This window comes from Streptomyces sp. NBC_00019, from assembly GCF_045041015.1.
Lineage (GTDB): Bacteria > Actinomycetota > Actinomycetes > Streptomycetales > Streptomycetaceae > Streptomyces.
Window position 1 is genome coordinate 4,992,477 of the sequence record NZ_CP108302.1, and the last position, 16,691, is coordinate 5,009,167.

The 16,691-nt window shown below is 68.1% G+C and carries 18 protein-coding genes; 4 read left to right on the forward strand and 14 right to left on the reverse strand.

The features are described 5' to 3' along the window. Nucleotides 1–6: 6 nt before the first annotated feature. The 5 genes from OHU89_RS23390 to OHU89_RS23410 form a co-directional block, all read right to left on the reverse strand. Nucleotides 7–2,028 (reverse strand): HelD family protein, encoded by a 2,022-nt coding sequence (locus OHU89_RS23390; RefSeq protein ID WP_405645586.1) that lies wholly within the window; start codon nucleotides 2,026–2,028, stop codon nucleotides 7–9. Between the two features lie 55 nt (nucleotides 2,029–2,083). Then, nucleotides 2,084–2,695, reverse strand: a complete 612-nt coding sequence (locus tag OHU89_RS23395; protein WP_405645588.1) for a TetR/AcrR family transcriptional regulator — start codon at nucleotides 2,693–2,695, stop codon at nucleotides 2,084–2,086. A 44-nt stretch (nucleotides 2,696–2,739) separates the two neighbouring features. Beyond that, a complete protein-coding gene (locus OHU89_RS23400) occupies nucleotides 2,740–3,627 on the reverse strand; it encodes a hypothetical protein (protein WP_405645590.1) in 888 nt (295 codons plus the stop codon). Nucleotides 3,628–3,711: 84 nt separating this feature from the next. Then, entirely contained in the window at nucleotides 3,712–5,874 is a 2,163-nt protein-coding gene (locus OHU89_RS23405; protein ID WP_405645591.1) for a phosphotransferase, read from the reverse strand. A 784-nt stretch (nucleotides 5,875–6,658) separates the two neighbouring features. Then, entirely contained in the window at nucleotides 6,659–7,531 is an 873-nt protein-coding gene (locus tag OHU89_RS23410; RefSeq protein WP_405645592.1) for a winged helix-turn-helix domain-containing protein, read from the reverse strand. A gap of 176 nt (nucleotides 7,532–7,707) precedes the next feature. Here OHU89_RS23410 and OHU89_RS23415 point away from each other — a divergent pair, with 176 nt between their 5' ends. Then, nucleotides 7,708–7,890, forward strand: a complete 183-nt coding sequence (locus tag OHU89_RS23415) for a hypothetical protein (protein WP_405645594.1) — start codon at nucleotides 7,708–7,710, stop codon at nucleotides 7,888–7,890. On the opposite strand, the gene OHU89_RS23420 is transcribed toward OHU89_RS23415, so the two are convergent. Together OHU89_RS23420 and OHU89_RS23425 are read right to left on the reverse strand one after the other, a co-directional pair. After that, nucleotides 7,881–8,588, reverse strand: a complete 708-nt coding sequence (locus OHU89_RS23420) for an HAD family hydrolase (protein ID WP_405645595.1) — start codon at nucleotides 8,586–8,588, stop codon at nucleotides 7,881–7,883. The genes OHU89_RS23415 and OHU89_RS23420 overlap by 10 nt on opposite strands. A gap of 29 nt (nucleotides 8,589–8,617) precedes the next feature. Then, nucleotides 8,618–9,499 (reverse strand): GntR family transcriptional regulator, encoded by an 882-nt coding sequence (locus OHU89_RS23425; protein ID WP_405645597.1) that lies wholly within the window; start codon nucleotides 9,497–9,499, stop codon nucleotides 8,618–8,620. A 204-nt stretch (nucleotides 9,500–9,703) separates the two neighbouring features. Between OHU89_RS23425 and OHU89_RS23430 the strand changes: the two genes are divergently transcribed. Continuing rightward, nucleotides 9,704–9,892: a hypothetical protein gene (locus OHU89_RS23430; RefSeq protein ID WP_266890591.1), complete on the forward strand. Its 189-nt coding sequence runs from the start codon at nucleotides 9,704–9,706 to the stop codon at nucleotides 9,890–9,892. A 39-nt stretch (nucleotides 9,893–9,931) separates the two neighbouring features. Here OHU89_RS23430 and OHU89_RS23435 read toward each other — a convergent pair whose 3' ends face one another. Next, nucleotides 9,932–10,840 carry a winged helix-turn-helix domain-containing protein gene (locus OHU89_RS23435; protein ID WP_405645598.1) on the reverse strand — a complete coding sequence of 303 codons (909 nt, stop codon included), beginning with the start codon at nucleotides 10,838–10,840 and terminating at the stop codon, nucleotides 9,932–9,934. Between the two features lie 183 nt (nucleotides 10,841–11,023). Between OHU89_RS23435 and OHU89_RS23440 the strand changes: the two genes are divergently transcribed. Next, a complete protein-coding gene (locus tag OHU89_RS23440; RefSeq protein ID WP_046258739.1) occupies nucleotides 11,024–11,206 on the forward strand; it encodes a hypothetical protein in 183 nt (60 codons plus the stop codon). Between the two features lie 202 nt (nucleotides 11,207–11,408). Here the strand turns inward: OHU89_RS23440 and OHU89_RS23445 are convergent, their stop codons facing one another. Both OHU89_RS23445 and OHU89_RS23450 read right to left on the reverse strand, forming a co-directional pair. Further along, nucleotides 11,409–12,671 (reverse strand): GNAT family N-acetyltransferase, encoded by a 1,263-nt coding sequence (locus OHU89_RS23445; RefSeq protein ID WP_405645600.1) that lies wholly within the window; start codon nucleotides 12,669–12,671, stop codon nucleotides 11,409–11,411. 217 nt (nucleotides 12,672–12,888) lie between these two features. Next, nucleotides 12,889–13,461: an aerial mycelium formation protein gene (locus tag OHU89_RS23450; RefSeq protein ID WP_405645602.1), complete on the reverse strand. Its 573-nt coding sequence runs from the start codon at nucleotides 13,459–13,461 to the stop codon at nucleotides 12,889–12,891. Between the two features lie 161 nt (nucleotides 13,462–13,622). On the opposite strand from OHU89_RS23450, the gene dtd reads away from it, so the two are divergent. After that, complete coding sequence (gene dtd, locus OHU89_RS23455; protein ID WP_046258736.1) at nucleotides 13,623–14,048, forward strand: D-aminoacyl-tRNA deacylase; 426 nt, start codon at nucleotides 13,623–13,625, stop codon at nucleotides 14,046–14,048. 12 nt (nucleotides 14,049–14,060) lie between these two features. On the opposite strand, the gene OHU89_RS23460 is transcribed toward dtd, so the two are convergent. From OHU89_RS23460 to OHU89_RS23475, 4 genes are all read right to left on the reverse strand, one after another. Next, nucleotides 14,061–15,026 carry a folate-binding protein YgfZ gene (locus tag OHU89_RS23460; RefSeq protein WP_266890582.1) on the reverse strand — a complete coding sequence of 322 codons (966 nt, stop codon included), beginning with the start codon at nucleotides 15,024–15,026 and terminating at the stop codon, nucleotides 14,061–14,063. A gap of 10 nt (nucleotides 15,027–15,036) precedes the next feature. Next, nucleotides 15,037–15,474: a Fur family transcriptional regulator gene (locus OHU89_RS23465; RefSeq protein ID WP_266890581.1), complete on the reverse strand. Its 438-nt coding sequence runs from the start codon at nucleotides 15,472–15,474 to the stop codon at nucleotides 15,037–15,039. Between the two features lie 99 nt (nucleotides 15,475–15,573). Next, nucleotides 15,574–15,693 carry a hypothetical protein gene (locus OHU89_RS23470; RefSeq protein WP_405645605.1) on the reverse strand — a complete coding sequence of 40 codons (120 nt, stop codon included), beginning with the start codon at nucleotides 15,691–15,693 and terminating at the stop codon, nucleotides 15,574–15,576. Between the two features lie 413 nt (nucleotides 15,694–16,106). Further along, nucleotides 16,107–16,682 carry an FABP family protein gene (locus OHU89_RS23475; protein WP_046258733.1) on the reverse strand — a complete coding sequence of 192 codons (576 nt, stop codon included), beginning with the start codon at nucleotides 16,680–16,682 and terminating at the stop codon, nucleotides 16,107–16,109. Between the last annotated feature and the right edge of the window lie 9 nt (nucleotides 16,683–16,691).

The window sequence follows — 16,691 nt, forward strand, 5'->3', positions numbered from 1 at the left end:
CGTCCGTCACAGGGGCAGAGGCCGTCCGTGCACCACCTCCAGCCCCGACACCGCCCGCGTGAGCACCACGTACAGCCGGTGCAGCCCCCGCTCCTCCGCCTCGGCGATCGCCGCGGGCTCGACGGCGACGACATGGTCGTACTCGAGCCCCTTGACCAGCGTCGCCGGTACGAGGGTCACGCGGGCGCCCAGATCGTCGGGGCCCGCGGTGTCGAGGCCCGCGGCGTGGAGGGCCGCTCGCACCCGGGGCACATCCGCGTCGGCGGCGACGACACCGATCGACCCCTCCCTCAGGAGCGCGTCGCGCACGGCGGCCACGACCGCGCCGGGCACGTCGTCCCCGGCGTCCCGGATCCGCAACTCCCCGTCCCCGCGCAGGGATCGCGAGGCCGGGACGTCGACGTCCAGCCGCTCCAGGAGCCGGTTGGCCAGGCCTACGACGGCCTCGGGCACCCGGAATCCGATGGTCAGCGGCACGACGGCGGCGTCCGGCCGGCCGAGGTGCGCGAGCTGGTCGGACCAGGTCCGCGCCGCCCACGGCGTGGTGCCCTGCGCCAGGTCCCCCAGCACGGTCAGCGACCCGAAGGAGGCCCGCCGGGCGATGGCCCGGCACTCCATCGGGGAGAGATCCTGCGCCTCGTCGACGACGACATGCCCGTACGCCTCGGGATGCTCGATCAGCCCGTCGACCTCGTCGAGGAGCACGAGGTCGGCGGCCGACCAGCGCGCCGACTTCCACGACCGCGGCGGCTTGTCCCAGAGCAGCGCCTTCTGCTCGTCGGCATCCAGCACCCCGTCCGCGGCCCGCTCCAACACCCCGGGTTCCGTGAGGAGCTCGGCGACGACCTCCTCCGGCCGCACACGAGGCCACACGGCATCGACGTACGCGCTGATCGCCCGCGCCCGCTCGATCCTGCGCACCCACGAGTTCGGCACCGGCCCCTCGCGCCGCTCGGCCTGCGCCCGGACGTACGCCACGACCCGCGCCCGGACCCGCTCCCGCCCGACGCCGTACGGCGGCGCCTCGGCCCGCACCCCCGCCACGATCCGCACCAGCTCACCGGCCGGCACCCGCCACCGGTACGACCCGTCGGGAATCGCCAGCCCCTCGACGACGTCCGCGGACACCCGCGCGTACAGCGCCCGCCGCAGCACCTCCGCCATCCGCCCGTCGTGCTTGACGACGGCGGCCCACCCGTCGTCCTCACCCCTGACCGGGTGCCGCGCGACCTCCTCCTGGAGGGTGGCCTGCCGTACGCCGGTCTCGCCCAGCGCGGGCAGCACCTGTGAGATGTACGCCAGGAAGGTGCGGTTGGGGCCGAGGATCAGCATGCCGCCGCGGCGGATGCGCTGCGGGTGGGTGTAGAGCAGATACGCGGCCCGGTGCAGCCCGACGGCGGTCTTGCCGGTGCCCGGGGCGCCCTGCACACACACGGACGCGCGCAGATCTCCTCGTACGAGATCGTCCTGCTCGGGCTGGATGGTCGCGGCGATGTCCCGCATCGGCCCTACGCGAGGCCGCTCGATCTCCCGCAGCACGATGTCACCGACCCTGTCCTCACCTTCCGCGAGATGCTCGTCCTCCAACCCCGTGAGGTCGGCCGAGTCCCCCCGACTGCCCGGCGCCCACCCGAACCGCCGCCGCACGGCGACGCCCTGCGGGTCGCGGGCGCTGGCCTGGTAGAAGGCACGGGAGACAGGGGCGCGCCAGTCCACGACAAGGGGTGGGGCGGCGGGGTGCTCACTGATCCGCAGCCGCCCGATGTGCAGCGTCTGCCGGTCATCGGACGAGTCCAGCCGACCGAAGAACAACGGCCCCTCAGGCAACTCCCGCATCTCCTTGGCCCGGCTCCGCAGCCGATACCCGAGCACTTCGGCGTCGGCACCGGAGGCGGAGACGTCCTCGCCGGTGACGACCTGCTCCTGGGCGCCGTCGACCATGGCGGCGAGGGCGGCTCGGCAGGTGTCGTGGTGGGTGCGTTCGAGGTGGAGGGCGTGCTGGAGTGGGCCGGGGTCGGGTGACGTCATACGGTCGAGCGTACCGAAATAACGTAACCGAGTTAAATTTTTTACCGAGCCTCGCTCACGCCAGCCGAGGCAACCCCGCCTCCAGCCGATCGAAGGCCCGCTCGGCAGCGGCAACAGCATCCGCCCGTACGACGCCCGCGTCCTCGCCACCCGTGATCCGCCGCCAGTTCTCCTGAGCCAGCACCCGCCGCACCGCGATGATCTGCCCGGCGGCGAGCCGCGCGTCCAGATCACCGCCGAGAGCCTCGGCGAGGGCCTCCTCGGAGCGCTCGAGATGGGCGTACATGCGGGCGACCAGGGCCGGGGTGCCGTAGAGCAGGTCATAGAAGGCGAGCACGGCGGGGTGATCACTGAGCCCGGTGATGGGATCCGCCCGCTCGATCCCCTCGAGGAAGTCCCGCCGGAGGGAACCCAGCGGCGCAACGTCCGGAGCGTCCGCCACGACCCGCGCGGCCTCGTCCTCGTGATCGGCGATGCGGTGGAGGACGAGGTCTTCCTTGGTCGGGAAGTACCGGAAGAGGGTCGGCTTGGAGATCTCGGCTGCGGCGGCGATCTCGGCGACGGAGACTGCGTCGTAGCCCTTTTCCAGGAAGAGGCGGATGGCGGTCTCCGAGACCACCTCGTACATCCGCTGCTTCTTGCGCTCGCGCAGGCCGATCTCGTTCATGGGGTGAGGGTACGGGGCGGGGCGGAATGATCACGCGGAGCGCATCAGGCAGCCGCCTCTTGACGCCACGCCGGACGCTTCGCGAGCGACCACAGGTCGTCGAAGTGCTTGTTCCAGGTGGCGACGGCCTCCCCCTCTGCTGCGGTGCCCTGCCGGGACCACACGTTGAGGTCGGTCCGGTATCCCTTGGGGTCGTAGTACTCGTCGCCCATGGGCTGCAGGCGCATCCGCGCGGAGAGGTCATAGAGGCCGTGCAGGACCAGTTGCCGGTTGAATATGCAGATCTTGTCCCGCGGGATGCCGGGGTAGAGACGGTACTCGCACTGGACGACGACAGGCTGGGCCGTACCGAGCCGCTCGGCCAGCTGCGACAGTATGTTGTCGTACTCCCGGCAGCGCTGCTCCATCCGCCTGCGGAACACCACGTCGTCCACCGGCCTGTCGCCCTCGCCGACCTTGGAGGGCACGGTCATCGGCTGCCCGAAGTCCGGGACCAGCATGCGGATTGAGACACGGCGGGTCGGCCCCGGGTTGTCGATGAGTCCTTCGAGGCGGTGGTACAGCGCGTGGAAGAGCGTCTCCCCGGTATAGCCGAGGAAGTCGATCTCCACGTTCCGGGTGTGGAAGGCGTCACCGACGAAGCTGCCCAGTTGGCTGGAGTTCACCAGCGCCCGGGTCGGCGGACGGACCGATGAGGACAACTCCTTGACCTGGTCGTACAGCACATACCCGACGAGGCTCAGCAGCGCACCCCCGAGATAGGCCTTGTCCTCCAGGGCGTCGCCGACCGGCTTGACGAACTGTGCCGTCAGTCCGGTGACGAAGAGCCCCAACAGCAGGAAGCGGGTCACCATCGGCTCGAAGCGCTCCTGATAGCGCTTCAGCCGCTCTCCTATCCCGGCGTCCGCCCCTGCGCTCCCCCGCTCGGCCATGCGCGCCCTCCTTGGACGTCAACGGACCCGACGGAGCGTCATATGCCCTTACGCAGGCCGGCGTTCGGACCAGCCATGGTCCTCTCAGGCCAGGGCCCGGGCAAGATAGGGGTTTGCCGTGGAACGGCTGGGTAGACCGAGCGATCCTGTCGCCGCCGCCAACGTCATCGCGTAGGAGTCCACGGCACGGCGGACGTTGGGAGCGTCCAGGCTGGCTCCGGTCACCAGGCGGTCGAGGTCGACGTAGGCGGAGCGCACGATCTCGATCCAGCGGTAGACGCCCCAGTCACTACGCCAGTTGACGGTGTGGCGGAGGTTCAGCGACTTCTCCCAACGGCGGAACATACGCTCGCGGATCTCCGGTCGCGTGGGGGTGAGATGCATGTGCCGGACCAGGTCGTAGAGCGGGTCGCCGACGACCGCCATCTCCCAGTCGATGATGGTCAGCGCAAGATCGTCATCGCGCCGCACGAGGTTCCACGGGTTCAGGTCGCCGTGCAACAGGGCGGGTTCGCGAGGGCTCACGGTGTGTCTGCCCAGGATCTGGCGCAGCCGGGTGGCGTCGGGCAGGCCGAGCAGACGGGCGAGCTGCTGGGACTCCTTCGGCAACTCACCTACCAACAGGACGAGTTGCTCGCTGAGCCACTCATAGAAGCGACCCTCGCCGGCAGCCGGATCGAGCTCTTTGTAGTTCACCTGCGTGAGGGCGCAGAGCTGGTCCACAAGCCGATTCGCCTCGTGCGGCAGCAGCCCGTTCACCGGATGGGCGGGGGGCTGGTCGCCCTCTCTTGACCCTTCGTAAGTATGGATGGCGAAAGGTTCCCCCCGGTAGCTCGTGCCCAGCGCGAGGAACCTCGGAGCCGCCACCTGGATCTCCGACTGTTCGATGGCCCGCAGAACCGCATGCTCGCTCAGAAATCCACGCTCACGCCGATCGACGTTCGCCACCTTGCGCCGCACCACGACCGGGAAGTCGACACCCGGCACGCGGACCACCGAATTGAGGTGCCCGGTGCCCTTGAAGACTCGGCTGGCCGGCGCCGCACCCTCCGCGAGCAGAGCGTCGTGCACGGCCGAGCCCGGAAAAGCCGGGTGCTCCGGGAAGCGCGGGTCCGGACTCCAGTCACTGATCTCGACGGACAGCCCGATACCGCCGTTCCTGGCGGCCTGCCACCGGAAGAGGATGCGTTCGATCTCCTGCTCATCCGGAATGTTGCTGAGCCTGAGCGGCACGGCCGCGGCCTCCAGCGCCCGGCGTACCTCCGCCTTCGCCTCGTCCAGACTCTTCTGGTCCGGCACGTCCTGCAGTGACTGGGCGGCCCGCATCACATCCGGGAAGACGGACTGCGCCCGCTCGAAGTCGACGTAGTGACGCAGGTCCTTGGCCAGACCGTTGACCGCCGCGGGACGGATCTGTTGCATGGCGTCCGCCCACGCGTCGATCACCTCGTCCCACTGATGGGCCGGGTACCGCATGCGCACCAGATGCGTCGCGAGGTCGTGCAGGGGGTCACCGTAGGTCGCCAGTTCCCAGTCGACACAGATGAGAGGGGGATCACCGCCGTAGGACATGATCAGGTTGTCGCGGTGCAGATCGGCGTGGAGCAGGCTGTATGGGCGCCGGGCCATGGCCGGCACCCGCTCGGCGAACCGGGTCAGGGCGTCCTGCGGGATGCCCAGCGCCGCGAACAGTCCACCGAAGTCACGCCAATTGGGCTGCCTGATCTGCCGGTCCGCCATCAGCGCCAGCGTCTGCAGAAATCCCTGGCTGTCCGTGTCGTCGTTGTTGGGCCAGCCGGCGGGAAGGGGTGGCAGCGCGCCTCTGCGCACCTGCGCCATCTGGGCGAGCAGGCCGGCCAGCGCCTTGATGAGCAGAGTGTCGACGGGTTTGCCGTAGTCACACACGCTGGACAGCGGGACGCCCTCGACGAAGCGGTGGATCGCAAAGCCGTTGCGCTTGACGAGGCACTCCGGGACGTGGGGCAGGATGCCCTTGATGGCGGCAAGGATCTCCGCCTCGTCCTGCCAGGTTCTGATCACCACGGGCAGTGCCTCGGCACGCCTGATCCGCACGGTCACGGACGTTCCGGGTTCACGGTCGACCAGCCGGGCCACAGGCTCCGTAAGGGGCAGGAAGTAGTTCTGGTTGTGGAAGCCCCTGCTCGCCTGCCCCAGGTCAGCGGCACGTCGGATGAACGCCTCGTAGACGGCGTCGGGCCGATCACTGATGGCGCGTCCCCCGGTCACAGCACGGGGAACAGGCGGTGTGGCCACAAGCCGCTCCGAAAACTCGCACAGAAGATATAAGAGAAGGTAATCGCAAGTGACACAGGGCGACTAGAATTACAGTCGAATGGCTGTAACGGGTGGTTTGCCATACTTCTGTACCAAGTCGCTCGAGGCTGGCCTGTTCGCCGTCTCTTACGCACAAAGCGGGAGCGGTTACTCACCGAGCTTGGGATGCTAGCGCATGGCGCACCGGTGAAGTCCCGCCCAGAGGGGCATCACAGCAGGACGTGACAAGGATGAAACAGACTCGAGCCCTCTTCCGGGGGTAGTTGATTTTGCTAGCGTGACGCACACAGGGAGCCTCCGCGCCGCCCGCGGTTGCACCCGCGGGACCGCCGGCCCGAAAGCTCCCTGCTCAGTGAGCGAGAGGCCCTGATACGCGACCGTTTGGAACAGGTCGCCTGTTGGGGTCTTTCGTCATCTCCAGGGCGCCCACATCATCACCGTGACAACCAGTGCCGCGGTGTCGATGATCACGAGCAACACGTTGCCCGTGATGCGAACACGCACCCAATTCCACAATCCCTGCAACAGGTTGCGAATCTTGTCCAGGGTTCCCCTCCTTTTCTCCACGGCCCCGGTGCCACCCGTGACAGGGGGCCTGTGCGTGCGGTGCCCGAACATTAGCCCTCGACCGTATGCGGCACGACCGAAGTCCGGCTCGAATAGCCACAACGGGTCGTTTGCCACACTTTTGCGTCAGAACGCTCGAGGTTGGCCTGTTCGCCGCTCTATACGGTGGCTAATGCGCGAGCAGGTGCCACACCGAGTCGAACCAGGACTGCATGCTGTCCACGAAGACGGAGCCGGGGGAGTTCAGGTCGGCGTCCTTCACGTGGTGGGTCAGAGTGGCCCCCAGGCCCAGGACATCCAGGGCATCAACGACCTCGCCGGCGTCAAGGGCCATGGGCCGTCCGACCACCTCGTACATCCCGTGCAGGGCCTCGACACCATTGAGCAGATAGAGCTTGAAGGCCGGAACCAGCGGTGCATGGCGGATCTGCACCTCGACGGCATCCACCAGCCTCTCGGTCCGCAGGTCACTCAGTAGAACGCGCAGCGACTCCGTGTGCCGTTCCGTGATGGCGCGCAGCCGTTCCCGCGGGCGCGCATCCTCCGGAGCATCCTTGACCTGCGGATAAGGCAAGGTCTGTTGCACGTCGGGTAGGAGCATCCGCAGGGAGATGCGTTGCGGCAGGATGAGACCGCCGCGGATGCGTTCCACCTGGAGGCGTATGTGGGCGTCCAGGGATTCGGATGTCAACGTGTATACGTCCAGCGTGACTTCAGGCTGCTCGAATGCCTCACTGATGAGCGGTCCGAGTGTCGCCCCATGACGCGACCGGCTGGCCTTCGGCGTCGAGGACTGGATGCGCTGCGTCTTGATGACCCGGGATCCGCTTCCCTGCCGCGACTCGATCCAGCCCTCCCCCGCCAGCTCCCGCAACGCCCGCTGGACCGTGTCCCGGGAGACCTCGAACTCCTCGGCCAGATCGCGCTGAGAGGGCAGGAAGGAGCGCATGGGATACGTCCCGTCGGTCATCCGGGTACGCAGCTCATCGGCGACTCGCTGGAACTCCTTGCCGCCACCATCACCGGTCTGCTGCGCGTCCACGATTTGACCGTACCGCTTACCGTCCACCGGCAAACCAGGCCGCGGTCAACTACTCGGCTGTATTGGACTGTTGGTTAAGCGATCAGCCGGACCGGGCAGACCACCACCAAGCCGACCAGCCCAATTGGACGGCTAGTTGAGGCATTGGGGCCGGAAGTGGAAGGGAGGTGGGATGGATGCTCGTGTTACAGATACTCAGGGGAGTCGGTGAGCTTGCCTTGGGCCAGCAGGCACAGGCACAGCTCGGCATCGTCGGCGTGCTGGTCCTGTTGCTGATCGGAATCGGCCTACGAGCACAGCGGTACGGGCTGGCCATTGGAGCAGCCCTGGTGTTCGTGGCGCTGATGACTCAGGCCTGATCCAGAACCACGGCCCGCACCACCGCCAGCGAGTTCACCACCACCGCGGCGCCCGCGTCCCGCAACAGCTTCTCCTTGCGCTCGTTACGCGCGTAGCCCAAGAAGGGAACGCCTGCGCTCTGGGCGGCCTCGTAGTCGGAGGGAGTGTCGCCGATCATCAGGGCGGCCGAGGGGGCCGCGCCCATCGCGTTGAGGGCGCGGTTCAGGCAGTGGGGGTCGGGCTTGAGGCGGTGGAGGTCCTGGGTCCGGCCGTAGATGTGGGGGTGGAAGCAGGGGGTCAGGCCCCGAGTCGACAGGTACTTGCGGACGACCCTCGGGGAGTTGTTCGTCGCGATCGCCAGGCGGGAGCCGATCGCCGTCCACGTGCGTATCAGCGGGTCCGCGTACGCCGTCGGCATCGCGGAGGACGTGGCGCGCAGTTCCTCCTGGGTGAGACGTTCCTCCAACTCCGCGACGAGGTCGCTGCCGGGGTGGCGGAGGTCGACGGCGCGCAGGACGACGTGGGGGTCGAGGGACTCCCGTTCGTCCTCCGTCACCAGGCCGTGCAAGCCTCGGCTCTCCAGCCACTCGACCAGTTCCCTCGCCACGCGTTCCGCCGAGTGCCCGGCGAACAGGCGGCAGATCGGGCCGTCGAAGTCCCACAGGACGACTCGGGCGCGGGCGGTCAGCTCGCGGAGTTCTTCGAGTTCTGCTGTCACCGCTTCAGTCTGCGTCGTATCAGGGGTCACTAGGAGAGTGTCAGGTCCGTCGTGATGGTTTCCCAGAGGGCGTCGAACCACTTCTGGGATTCCTCCACGAACGCCGCATCGCGCTGGCTCGCCGCCTTCACGAAGGAGAAGAGGACGGAGCGGGAGCCCAGGACGTCGTACATCTCCAGGGTCTGGCTCTCGTACTCCTCCTCGCGCCGTTCGAGCATGTAGTAGCCGAGCAGCACTTCATCACTGTTGAGCAGGTACATCTTCACCGGCGGGGTGAACGGCAGGGCTCGGAAGGTGACTCGGACGTCGATGCCGTGGGTGGAGCGGACGGCGTTGAGGTTGTACTTGAGGACGTGGGCCTGGGCGTTGCGCATCTCCAGCCAGCGCTGGTGGACCGGGTCCTCCTCCTCGCCTCCGCGGTCGATCAGCACCGGGAAGGCAAGGGCGATGTCCCGGGACGGCAGCAGGACGCGGAACTCTATGGACTCCGGTCGGATGCGGCCCTCGTGGATCCTGCGGAGTGAATCGCCGAGCGCCAGCATCAGCGTCTCGGAGGTGTGGCTCACGACGTCCACGCGTACGTGCTCGGCCGAGAACGCCTCCGTCAGGCGCGGTGCCAGCCCCACCATCGTCGGCTGCGGCGCACCTCGGACCGGTGCCGGCTCCGCGATCCTCGGCGGGCTGCCCTTGCTCACATTGCTGAGCAGCCCGTCCTCCTGGAGGGCGCGCAGGGCCTGGCGGACGGCGCCGCGCTCGACGCCGAACTCCTCTGCCAACTCGGCCTGGGTGGGCAGGCGGTCTCCCGCCTTGAGGTCGCCTGCGCGAATACGTTCCCGCAGGATGTCGGCGATCTCCTGGGGCGAGAGCCTTCTGCTGCCGTTCACTGCAACGTTCTCCTGGGTCACGACCAAACGCTACAACTCCGATCCATCTATGGGGAGTTGTTTGGAAGTTGTTTCGGACTACCGGCCAAGTGGGGACAACTAATACTGAGATGGTTGCCAACTTCGCCAAGTTGGCGGAAGTTTTGCCTCCTTGTTGCCCAACCCCCGCACATCCAACCCCCCGCACATCCGACCGCCCGGATGCCCGCCTACGCCCGAAGGGGGAACACCGTGCCAGCTCTCTACCTCCTCTCCGCCCTCCTCGTCACCGGCATCGAGCAGACCGTTCAGTGGAAGTACGGCGCCACCGGCATCATCGGTCTGCTGCTGCTCACCATCGGCATCAGGGCCAAGAGCCCGGCCCTGAGCTCCATCGGCGCCGTCGTGCTCGCCCTGCTGGTCGCGGGGCCCGCCCTATGACAGACAGGCGACGCCCGGATCAGCCACTGTGGGAGACCTTCAGCTCGTGAGCGTCAGCTCCGAACTGATCGTCTCCCACAGTGCGTTGAACCACAGGTGGGACTGCTCGACGAAGGTGGTGTCCCGCAGGCCGGCGCCCTGATCGAAGGCGAACAGCATCGACTGGGTGCCCTCGGCGTCGTACATCTGCAGGAACTCGTGGTCGATCTGCTCCTCGCGCTGGGAGAGGGTGTAGTAGGCGAACAGGGCTTCCGTGTTGTTGAGCAGGTACAGCTTCACCGGCGGGGTGAAGGGCAGCGCGCGGAAGGTGACCCGGACGTCGATGCCATGCGTGGCGCGCAGGGCCAGCAGGTTGTGGCGGAGCACATGACCCTGGGCGTTGCGATGGGCCAGCCAGTGGCGCTGCAGCCGGCCGTCCACCGAGGCGTCGACCGGGGCCGGGAAGGCGAGGTCGATATCGCGGCTCGGCAGCAGGACGCGGACGTCGATCTTGGCCGGTTTCAGCTGTCCGGCGTGAATCTGGCGCAGCGGTTCGCCGAGGGCGAGGTTGAAGGAGACCGAGGTCAGGCAGAGCGCGTCGATCTCGACGTGCGGGGTCGCGAAGGCGGCGGCTATCCGCGGGGCGAGGGCCACCATCGTGGGCTGCGGCGGGGCTCCGGGGCCGGTCAGCGCCCTGCCGAGGTCGGGGGCGACGGTCGCGGGGCTGCCCTTGGACACATTGGTGAGCAGCTGCTCGGACTGCAGGATGCGCAGGGCCTGTCGTACCGCCCCGCGTTCCACTCCGAACTCGTCGGCCAGCCTGGCCTGGGTGGGCATGCGCTGACCCGGCCGCAGCTCACCGGACCGGATCCGGGAACGCAGCTCGTCGGCCACGTCACGATGTGATGTGTGTGGCCGCTGTGACCTCTCCCGTCCATTGACGGAGGCGTGTTTCGGGTCCACGACCAAACACTACAACTTCCCGCCATCTTTGGGCAGTTCGAGGGAAGGTGGTTATGAGACGCATCCAAGCGGAGATAAGTACAGTGAAGTTGGTAGCCAACTTGCACAACATGGTCAAACTTCCAAAGGGTTGGTGCCACCAGGCCGCTTCAGACCTCGACAGGTAGGACCGCAAACAGGGGGATCGTCATGCCGTTCGCCATCGCCATCGCCGCCCTCGCCATCGGATTCGAGCAGCTCATCCAGTGGAAGTGGGGGCCGATGGGCATCATCGCCTTCGTCCTTCTCACCGTCGGCATCAAGGCAAAGAACACCATGGTCGGCGGCATCGGAGCGGCGATCCTCGTGATGCTGCTCGCCCAGTCCGGCTGACCGGACCGCCCAAGTCCGCTCAGTCGGCCGATCGGGCTTCCTTCCGGAGGGGAGCCGGGAGCCCGGTCGGTCAGCACAGCCACAACTCCACACCGACAACTGAACACCGCTGAGCACAGCCACAACTGAACAGCTACAGCTACGGATCGGATCAGTCCCAAGCCCCTGTCACCGGCAGGGGGTAACCGTCAGGAAGGAGACGTCAGAACATGTCCGGGCACCAAGGCCGCCCGGGCGTACGCAGCAGGGCGTCGGCCACCAGGGCGGCGCCCGCTCGGTCTTCCCGGACCCGACCGAGCGCGGCGAGCCGTACGGCGGACTCGTCGCCGAGCCACAGGGTGGCCAAGTCGGCGACATCCAGGGTGAGTTCGGCGCTCCGCGTGGTCGCCGTACAGGAGGCCCGACCGTCCTCCGCCACCTCCAGCCGATAACGCCCGTCGGCCAGACCGGCCCCGTCGACGATCTCCAGAACCAACGACGCCCCCGCCCTGCCATACGTACGCGCCTCCAGAGCCCGTACGACGTCCAGGATCCGCACCCACAGCCAGTCCGCGTGCGTGGTCACCCTGGCGGCCCGCGGGTCGGGCAGGAAGAACGGCAGCAGGTCGTCGGGCCCGCGCCAGCCGCTCCGCACCTTCGTGACCCAGTCGATCGAGCAGAGGTGACGCCACAGGGCGCGCTCGGCGGCCGCGGTCGTGGCGATCAGCCACCTCACCTTGGCCGTCTCGGCCGGCTGCTTGTCCTCCCACCGGTCGTCGCACTTGTACGCCACCATTCCCTCGACCTCGCCGGTGGCCGAGCGGTACACGGCGAAGAAGGGCTCGACCCAGGGGTCACGGTCCAGATGCACGACCCCGGTCTCGATCTCCCACCATCGCTGCGTACGACTGACCGCACCGGGTTGGCCGCGGCGCACGCGCTCATGCAGCTCCGGGCCGAGCTTGCGTACGTCCTCGCGGTCCACGAGGTCGATACGGCCGCCGTCCTCAGGCCCCGACCAACGGGCGTCCAGCCCGGCGCGCGGCACGTCCACCGTCCACTCGGTCATCCAGGTGGCGGGACCGAAGCCGTAGCGGCCGTAGATCGGGTACTCGGCGGCGATCAGCGTGGCGACGACGTCTCCGCGCTCCTTCGCCGCGCCGAGATCCTCGGCCATCATGCGCGTCAGGATGCCGCGCCGGCGGTGGGTGGCCGTCACACTGACGTTCGTGATGGCATCCGCGGGAACGGTCGCGCCACCGACAGCCGTGAGCTGCTGCTCGAACGACCGGAACGTCGCCACACACCGCCCGCCATCAAAGGCACCCAGCGTCCGGGACGGTTCGATATAGCTGCTCCGGTCCGCGACCTCGTCCTCGGTGACGCCGGGACTGCGCAGAAAACCGGTGTTCAGAGCACGGATCCAGTCGGGGATCTCGTTGTGGTCGATCGGACGGATGTCGATGTCGGGGTGCGGGCGGGTCATGGAGCCACGTTAGGTCTACGACGATGAGCTGTCGCGGCGATTTTTCCTCGCCCCCGCCGCCCCTACCCGTCCCATCCACCAGGGGCTGCCGCCCCTTCGACCCCGCCCCCAGGGGGCTCCGCCCCCTGGACCCCCATCGGCCCCAAAGGGCCTCGTCCTCAAACACCGGACGGGCTGAAAGACAGACACGGGCCGGTCTCGTCCTGGCACGCACTCCTCACATCAACAGGTCGTCCACCTGCGCCTCGCCCTCCCGGTACCGTCGGGCGATTTCCGCGCTGCAGTCGTCCGCCGTGCGCTGGAGGCGCTGGCGGCGGCGGGAGACCTGCTGCTCGTAGCGGACGAGGCGGGCCATCGCGGCGTTCAGTTCGAGGTCGGTGCGGGCCCGGAGGTCCGAGAGTTCGACTTCTGCGAGCATCTCGGCGGCCAGGCGGCGGTACTCCTCGCTGTGGGGCGTGCCCAGGGTCACGTGGCGGGCCGAGGAGCGCTGGCGGGCGGGGGCGTCCGCGAGGATCTCGGAGAGGCGTTCCACCACCGAGCCCTGCCCCGCCGGCGAGCGGCGTGCCAACTCCGCGCGCAGGATGTCGATACGGCCCTGCAGCAGCCGCCGTACATAGCTGAGGTCCGCCTCGTCGCGCTGGGCGTCCCGGCGCAGGGTGCGCAGCTCGGGCAGGCTCAGCGGGGTCAGGTCGTGCTCGGACGGGTGCACGGGCAGCCACGGCTCCTCCGTACGCTGCGCGGGCGGCCGGACAACAGCCCCGGGCGGCTGTCCGATGCTCGGTGTGCTCATGTGCCTCAACCGTCCCCTCGACCGGGCGTGTGTGAGCATCGTGCCACCCCAAGTGGCCGCTATGTGACCGAGTGCCCCCGATCGGCCCCAGATGGGGGGGTTATCGATCAAAAAGAAGCCCGAGGAAAGGTCACTGCGGCCCGCGCGGCATGATGGTCCCCATGCGTGCAGTGGTTCAGAGAGTCGACGGCGCGAGCGTCGTCGTCGAGGGTGAGACCGTCGGGGAGATCGTCGGCGAAGGGCTCTGTGTCCTCGTGGGGGTCACCCACGAGGACACCAAGGAGAAGGCCGCCCAACTCGCCCGCAAACTCTGGTCGATCCGCATGCTGCCCGACGAGAAGTCCTGCAGCGACATCGACGCCCCACTCCTCGTGATCAGCCAGTTCACGCTGTACGGGGACGCGAGGAAGGGCCGCCGCCCCACCTGGAACGCCGCGGCACCCGGCGACGTCGCCGAGCCGCTCGTCGACGAGGTCGTGGCCCAACTCCGCGCGCTGGGCGCGACAGTGGCGACGGGACGGTTCGGCGCGCAGATGCGGGTGTCGCTGACGAACGACGGTCCCTTCACCGTGCTCGTGGAGATCTAGGTCCTCAGCCCCTCAGGGCTCGACCACGACCTCCTGCGCCGCCGCCGTCGTGTCCGCCACCAGGCGGGCGTCCAGCGGCACGTTCCGCTTCACCAGGGCGAGGGCGACCGGGCCGAGTTCGTGGTGGCGTACGGACGTCGTGATGAAGCCGATCTTGCGGCCGTCGGGGCCGTCGTCCGCGAGGTGGAGCTGGGTGCCGGCCGGAGGCAGGTGGACCTCGCTGCCGTCGAGGTGGAGGAAGACGAGGCGGCGCGGGGGCTTGCCCAGGTTCTGGACGCGGGCGACCGTCTCCTGGCCTCGGTAGCAGCCCTTCTGCAAGTGCACCGCCGTGCCGATCCAGCCCAGCTCGTGCGGGATGGTGCGGTGGTCGGTCTCGAAGCCGAGGCGGGGGCGGTGGTGCTCGACGCGCAGCGCCTCGTAGGCCAGGAGACCGGCTGCCGGGCCCGCCTGCTCGGCGTACGACTCCAGGTCCGCGCGCGGGAGGAACAGATCACGGCCGTACGCCGTCTCGCGGACGACGACGCCCACCGGCACCGGGGCGATCGAACCCGCCGGCAGATGGACGACCGCGATGTCGGCCGTGCGGTCGGCGGCCTCGACCCGGTAGAAGAACTTCATCGACTCCAGGTAGGCGAGCAGCGCCTCCTGGGTGTCGGGTTCCACGTGGATCCAGACCGTCACACCGTCGTCCACCAGGTACAGCGCGTGTTCGATGTGGCCGTTGGCCGACAGGACCAGCGCCTCGGTGGCCTCGCCCACGGGCAGCTCGGAGACGTGTTGCGTGAGCAGCAGATGCAGCCAGCTCAGCCGGTCCTCGCCGGTGACGGTGAGGACACCGCGGTGGGAGAGGTCGACGAATCCGGTGCCCTCGGCGAGGGCGCGCTGTTCGCGGAACAGGTCGCCGTAGTGGGCGGCGACACCTTCGTCCACGCCCTCGGCGGGGACGGCGCCGGGCAGGGACAGCAGAGGGCTCTTCATATGCCTAAGCCTACGACTCGGTAGTTGAAGCCTTGAGGGAACAGTCCTTGCACCGGCCGAAGATCGCGAAGTGCTTCATGTCCGTCTCGAACCCGAAGGTCGAACGCAGCTTCGCGGTGAACTCCGACGCCACCGCGATATCCGCCTCGATGACGTTCTGGCAGTCGCGGCAGACCAGGTGGATGTGGTGGTGGCGGTCCGCGAGATGGTACGTCGGCGCCCCGTGCCCCAGATGGGCATGGCTGACCAGACCGAGCTCCTCCAGGAGCTCCAGGGTCCGGTAGACCGTGGAAATGTTGACCCCCGACGCCGTCTTCTTCACTTCCGTGAGGATGTCGTCGGGGGTCGCGTGTTCAAGGGTGTCCACGGCTTCGAGCACAAGCTGCCGTTGCGGGGTCAGCCGGTAACCGCGCTGCCGCAGATCACTCTTCCAGTCGGTGCTCACCACACCGACGAGTCTAGGCCTACGTCAGCCACCCTGGACCGTCGTCCCGGGTTTGCAGCTCAGGGCATCGATGGCTTCGATGAGACCGGCCGCGTCCAGCTCTCACAACACGAGTGTGAGAGCAGAGGCCGCTGGCCTGGCCCCGCAGACCCGGTTGCGCTTGTCGATGTGGTGACACTGAGAGCATTCCCGGCTCGAGTAGGCCGGATTCACGGACACCACCGGAACCGGTGGACGTGGTGGCAATGTTCACGATCCCCAGGTCCACCCCCCACAAACCCGCCCGGCGTCCAGATCGACACCGTGGTGGCGCCCATCTGCCAGGACAGGCAGCGGTCATCGAACGGCTGTGCCGCCCCCGCACGAAACATGATCGGCTTGGAGGTGGCCGTATACCGCTTCGAGCCTGGCCTGCCCAGATTCCCCGCCCGCGCGCTCGCCTTCAAGGCGGCGTAGGCGTCTGCGACCTTCCACGCAGGGTCACCTCAAGTGCCGCCGCCTGCTCGGGCGTTGGCAGGAGCTTGACCCGCACCACCGGCTTCACGATCACGAAGCTGGACGGCGTCCCCTGCCATGTCCCGCCGAACCACACGGTTCGCCCGAACAGTGACCACAAGTAATTCCCTCATAGGGAATTACTTGAAGAAGGCGATCCCGTCGTCCGGCATGTCGTCGGGGAGAGCCTTGGCCCAGCGCTCGACGTCCTCGGGGGTGACGACCTTCTTCAGGTGCGCGGACATGTAGGGGCGCAGCTCGACCTCGGGGGTCTGCTTCTCGCCGACCCACATGAGGTCGCTCTTGACGTAGCCGTAGAGACGCTTGCCGCCGGTGTACGGGCCCGAGGCCGCCGTACGTGCGACCGCGTCCGTGACCAGGTCGATCTGCGGCTTCTGCTTGGCCAGCTCGCCGTACCAGATCTCCACGACGCCGTCGTCACGGACCATCGTGATCTCGACCTTGCGGTCGGCGTCGACGCGCCAGAAGCCGTGCTCGGACTCCAGCGGACGGACCTTGTTCCCGTCGTTGTCCAGGACCCAGGTGTGGGACTGGTACTCCAGGAAGTCGCGGCCGTCGTGCGAGAAGGTGACCTCCTGCCCGAAGTTGCACTTCTCGGAGCCGGGGAAGTCGTGCACGCCCGCGCCGGCCCAGTTGCCGAGCAGGAAGGCGAGCGGGACGAGCTCCTTGTGGAGGTCGGACGGGATCTCGATCATGAGAGGAAG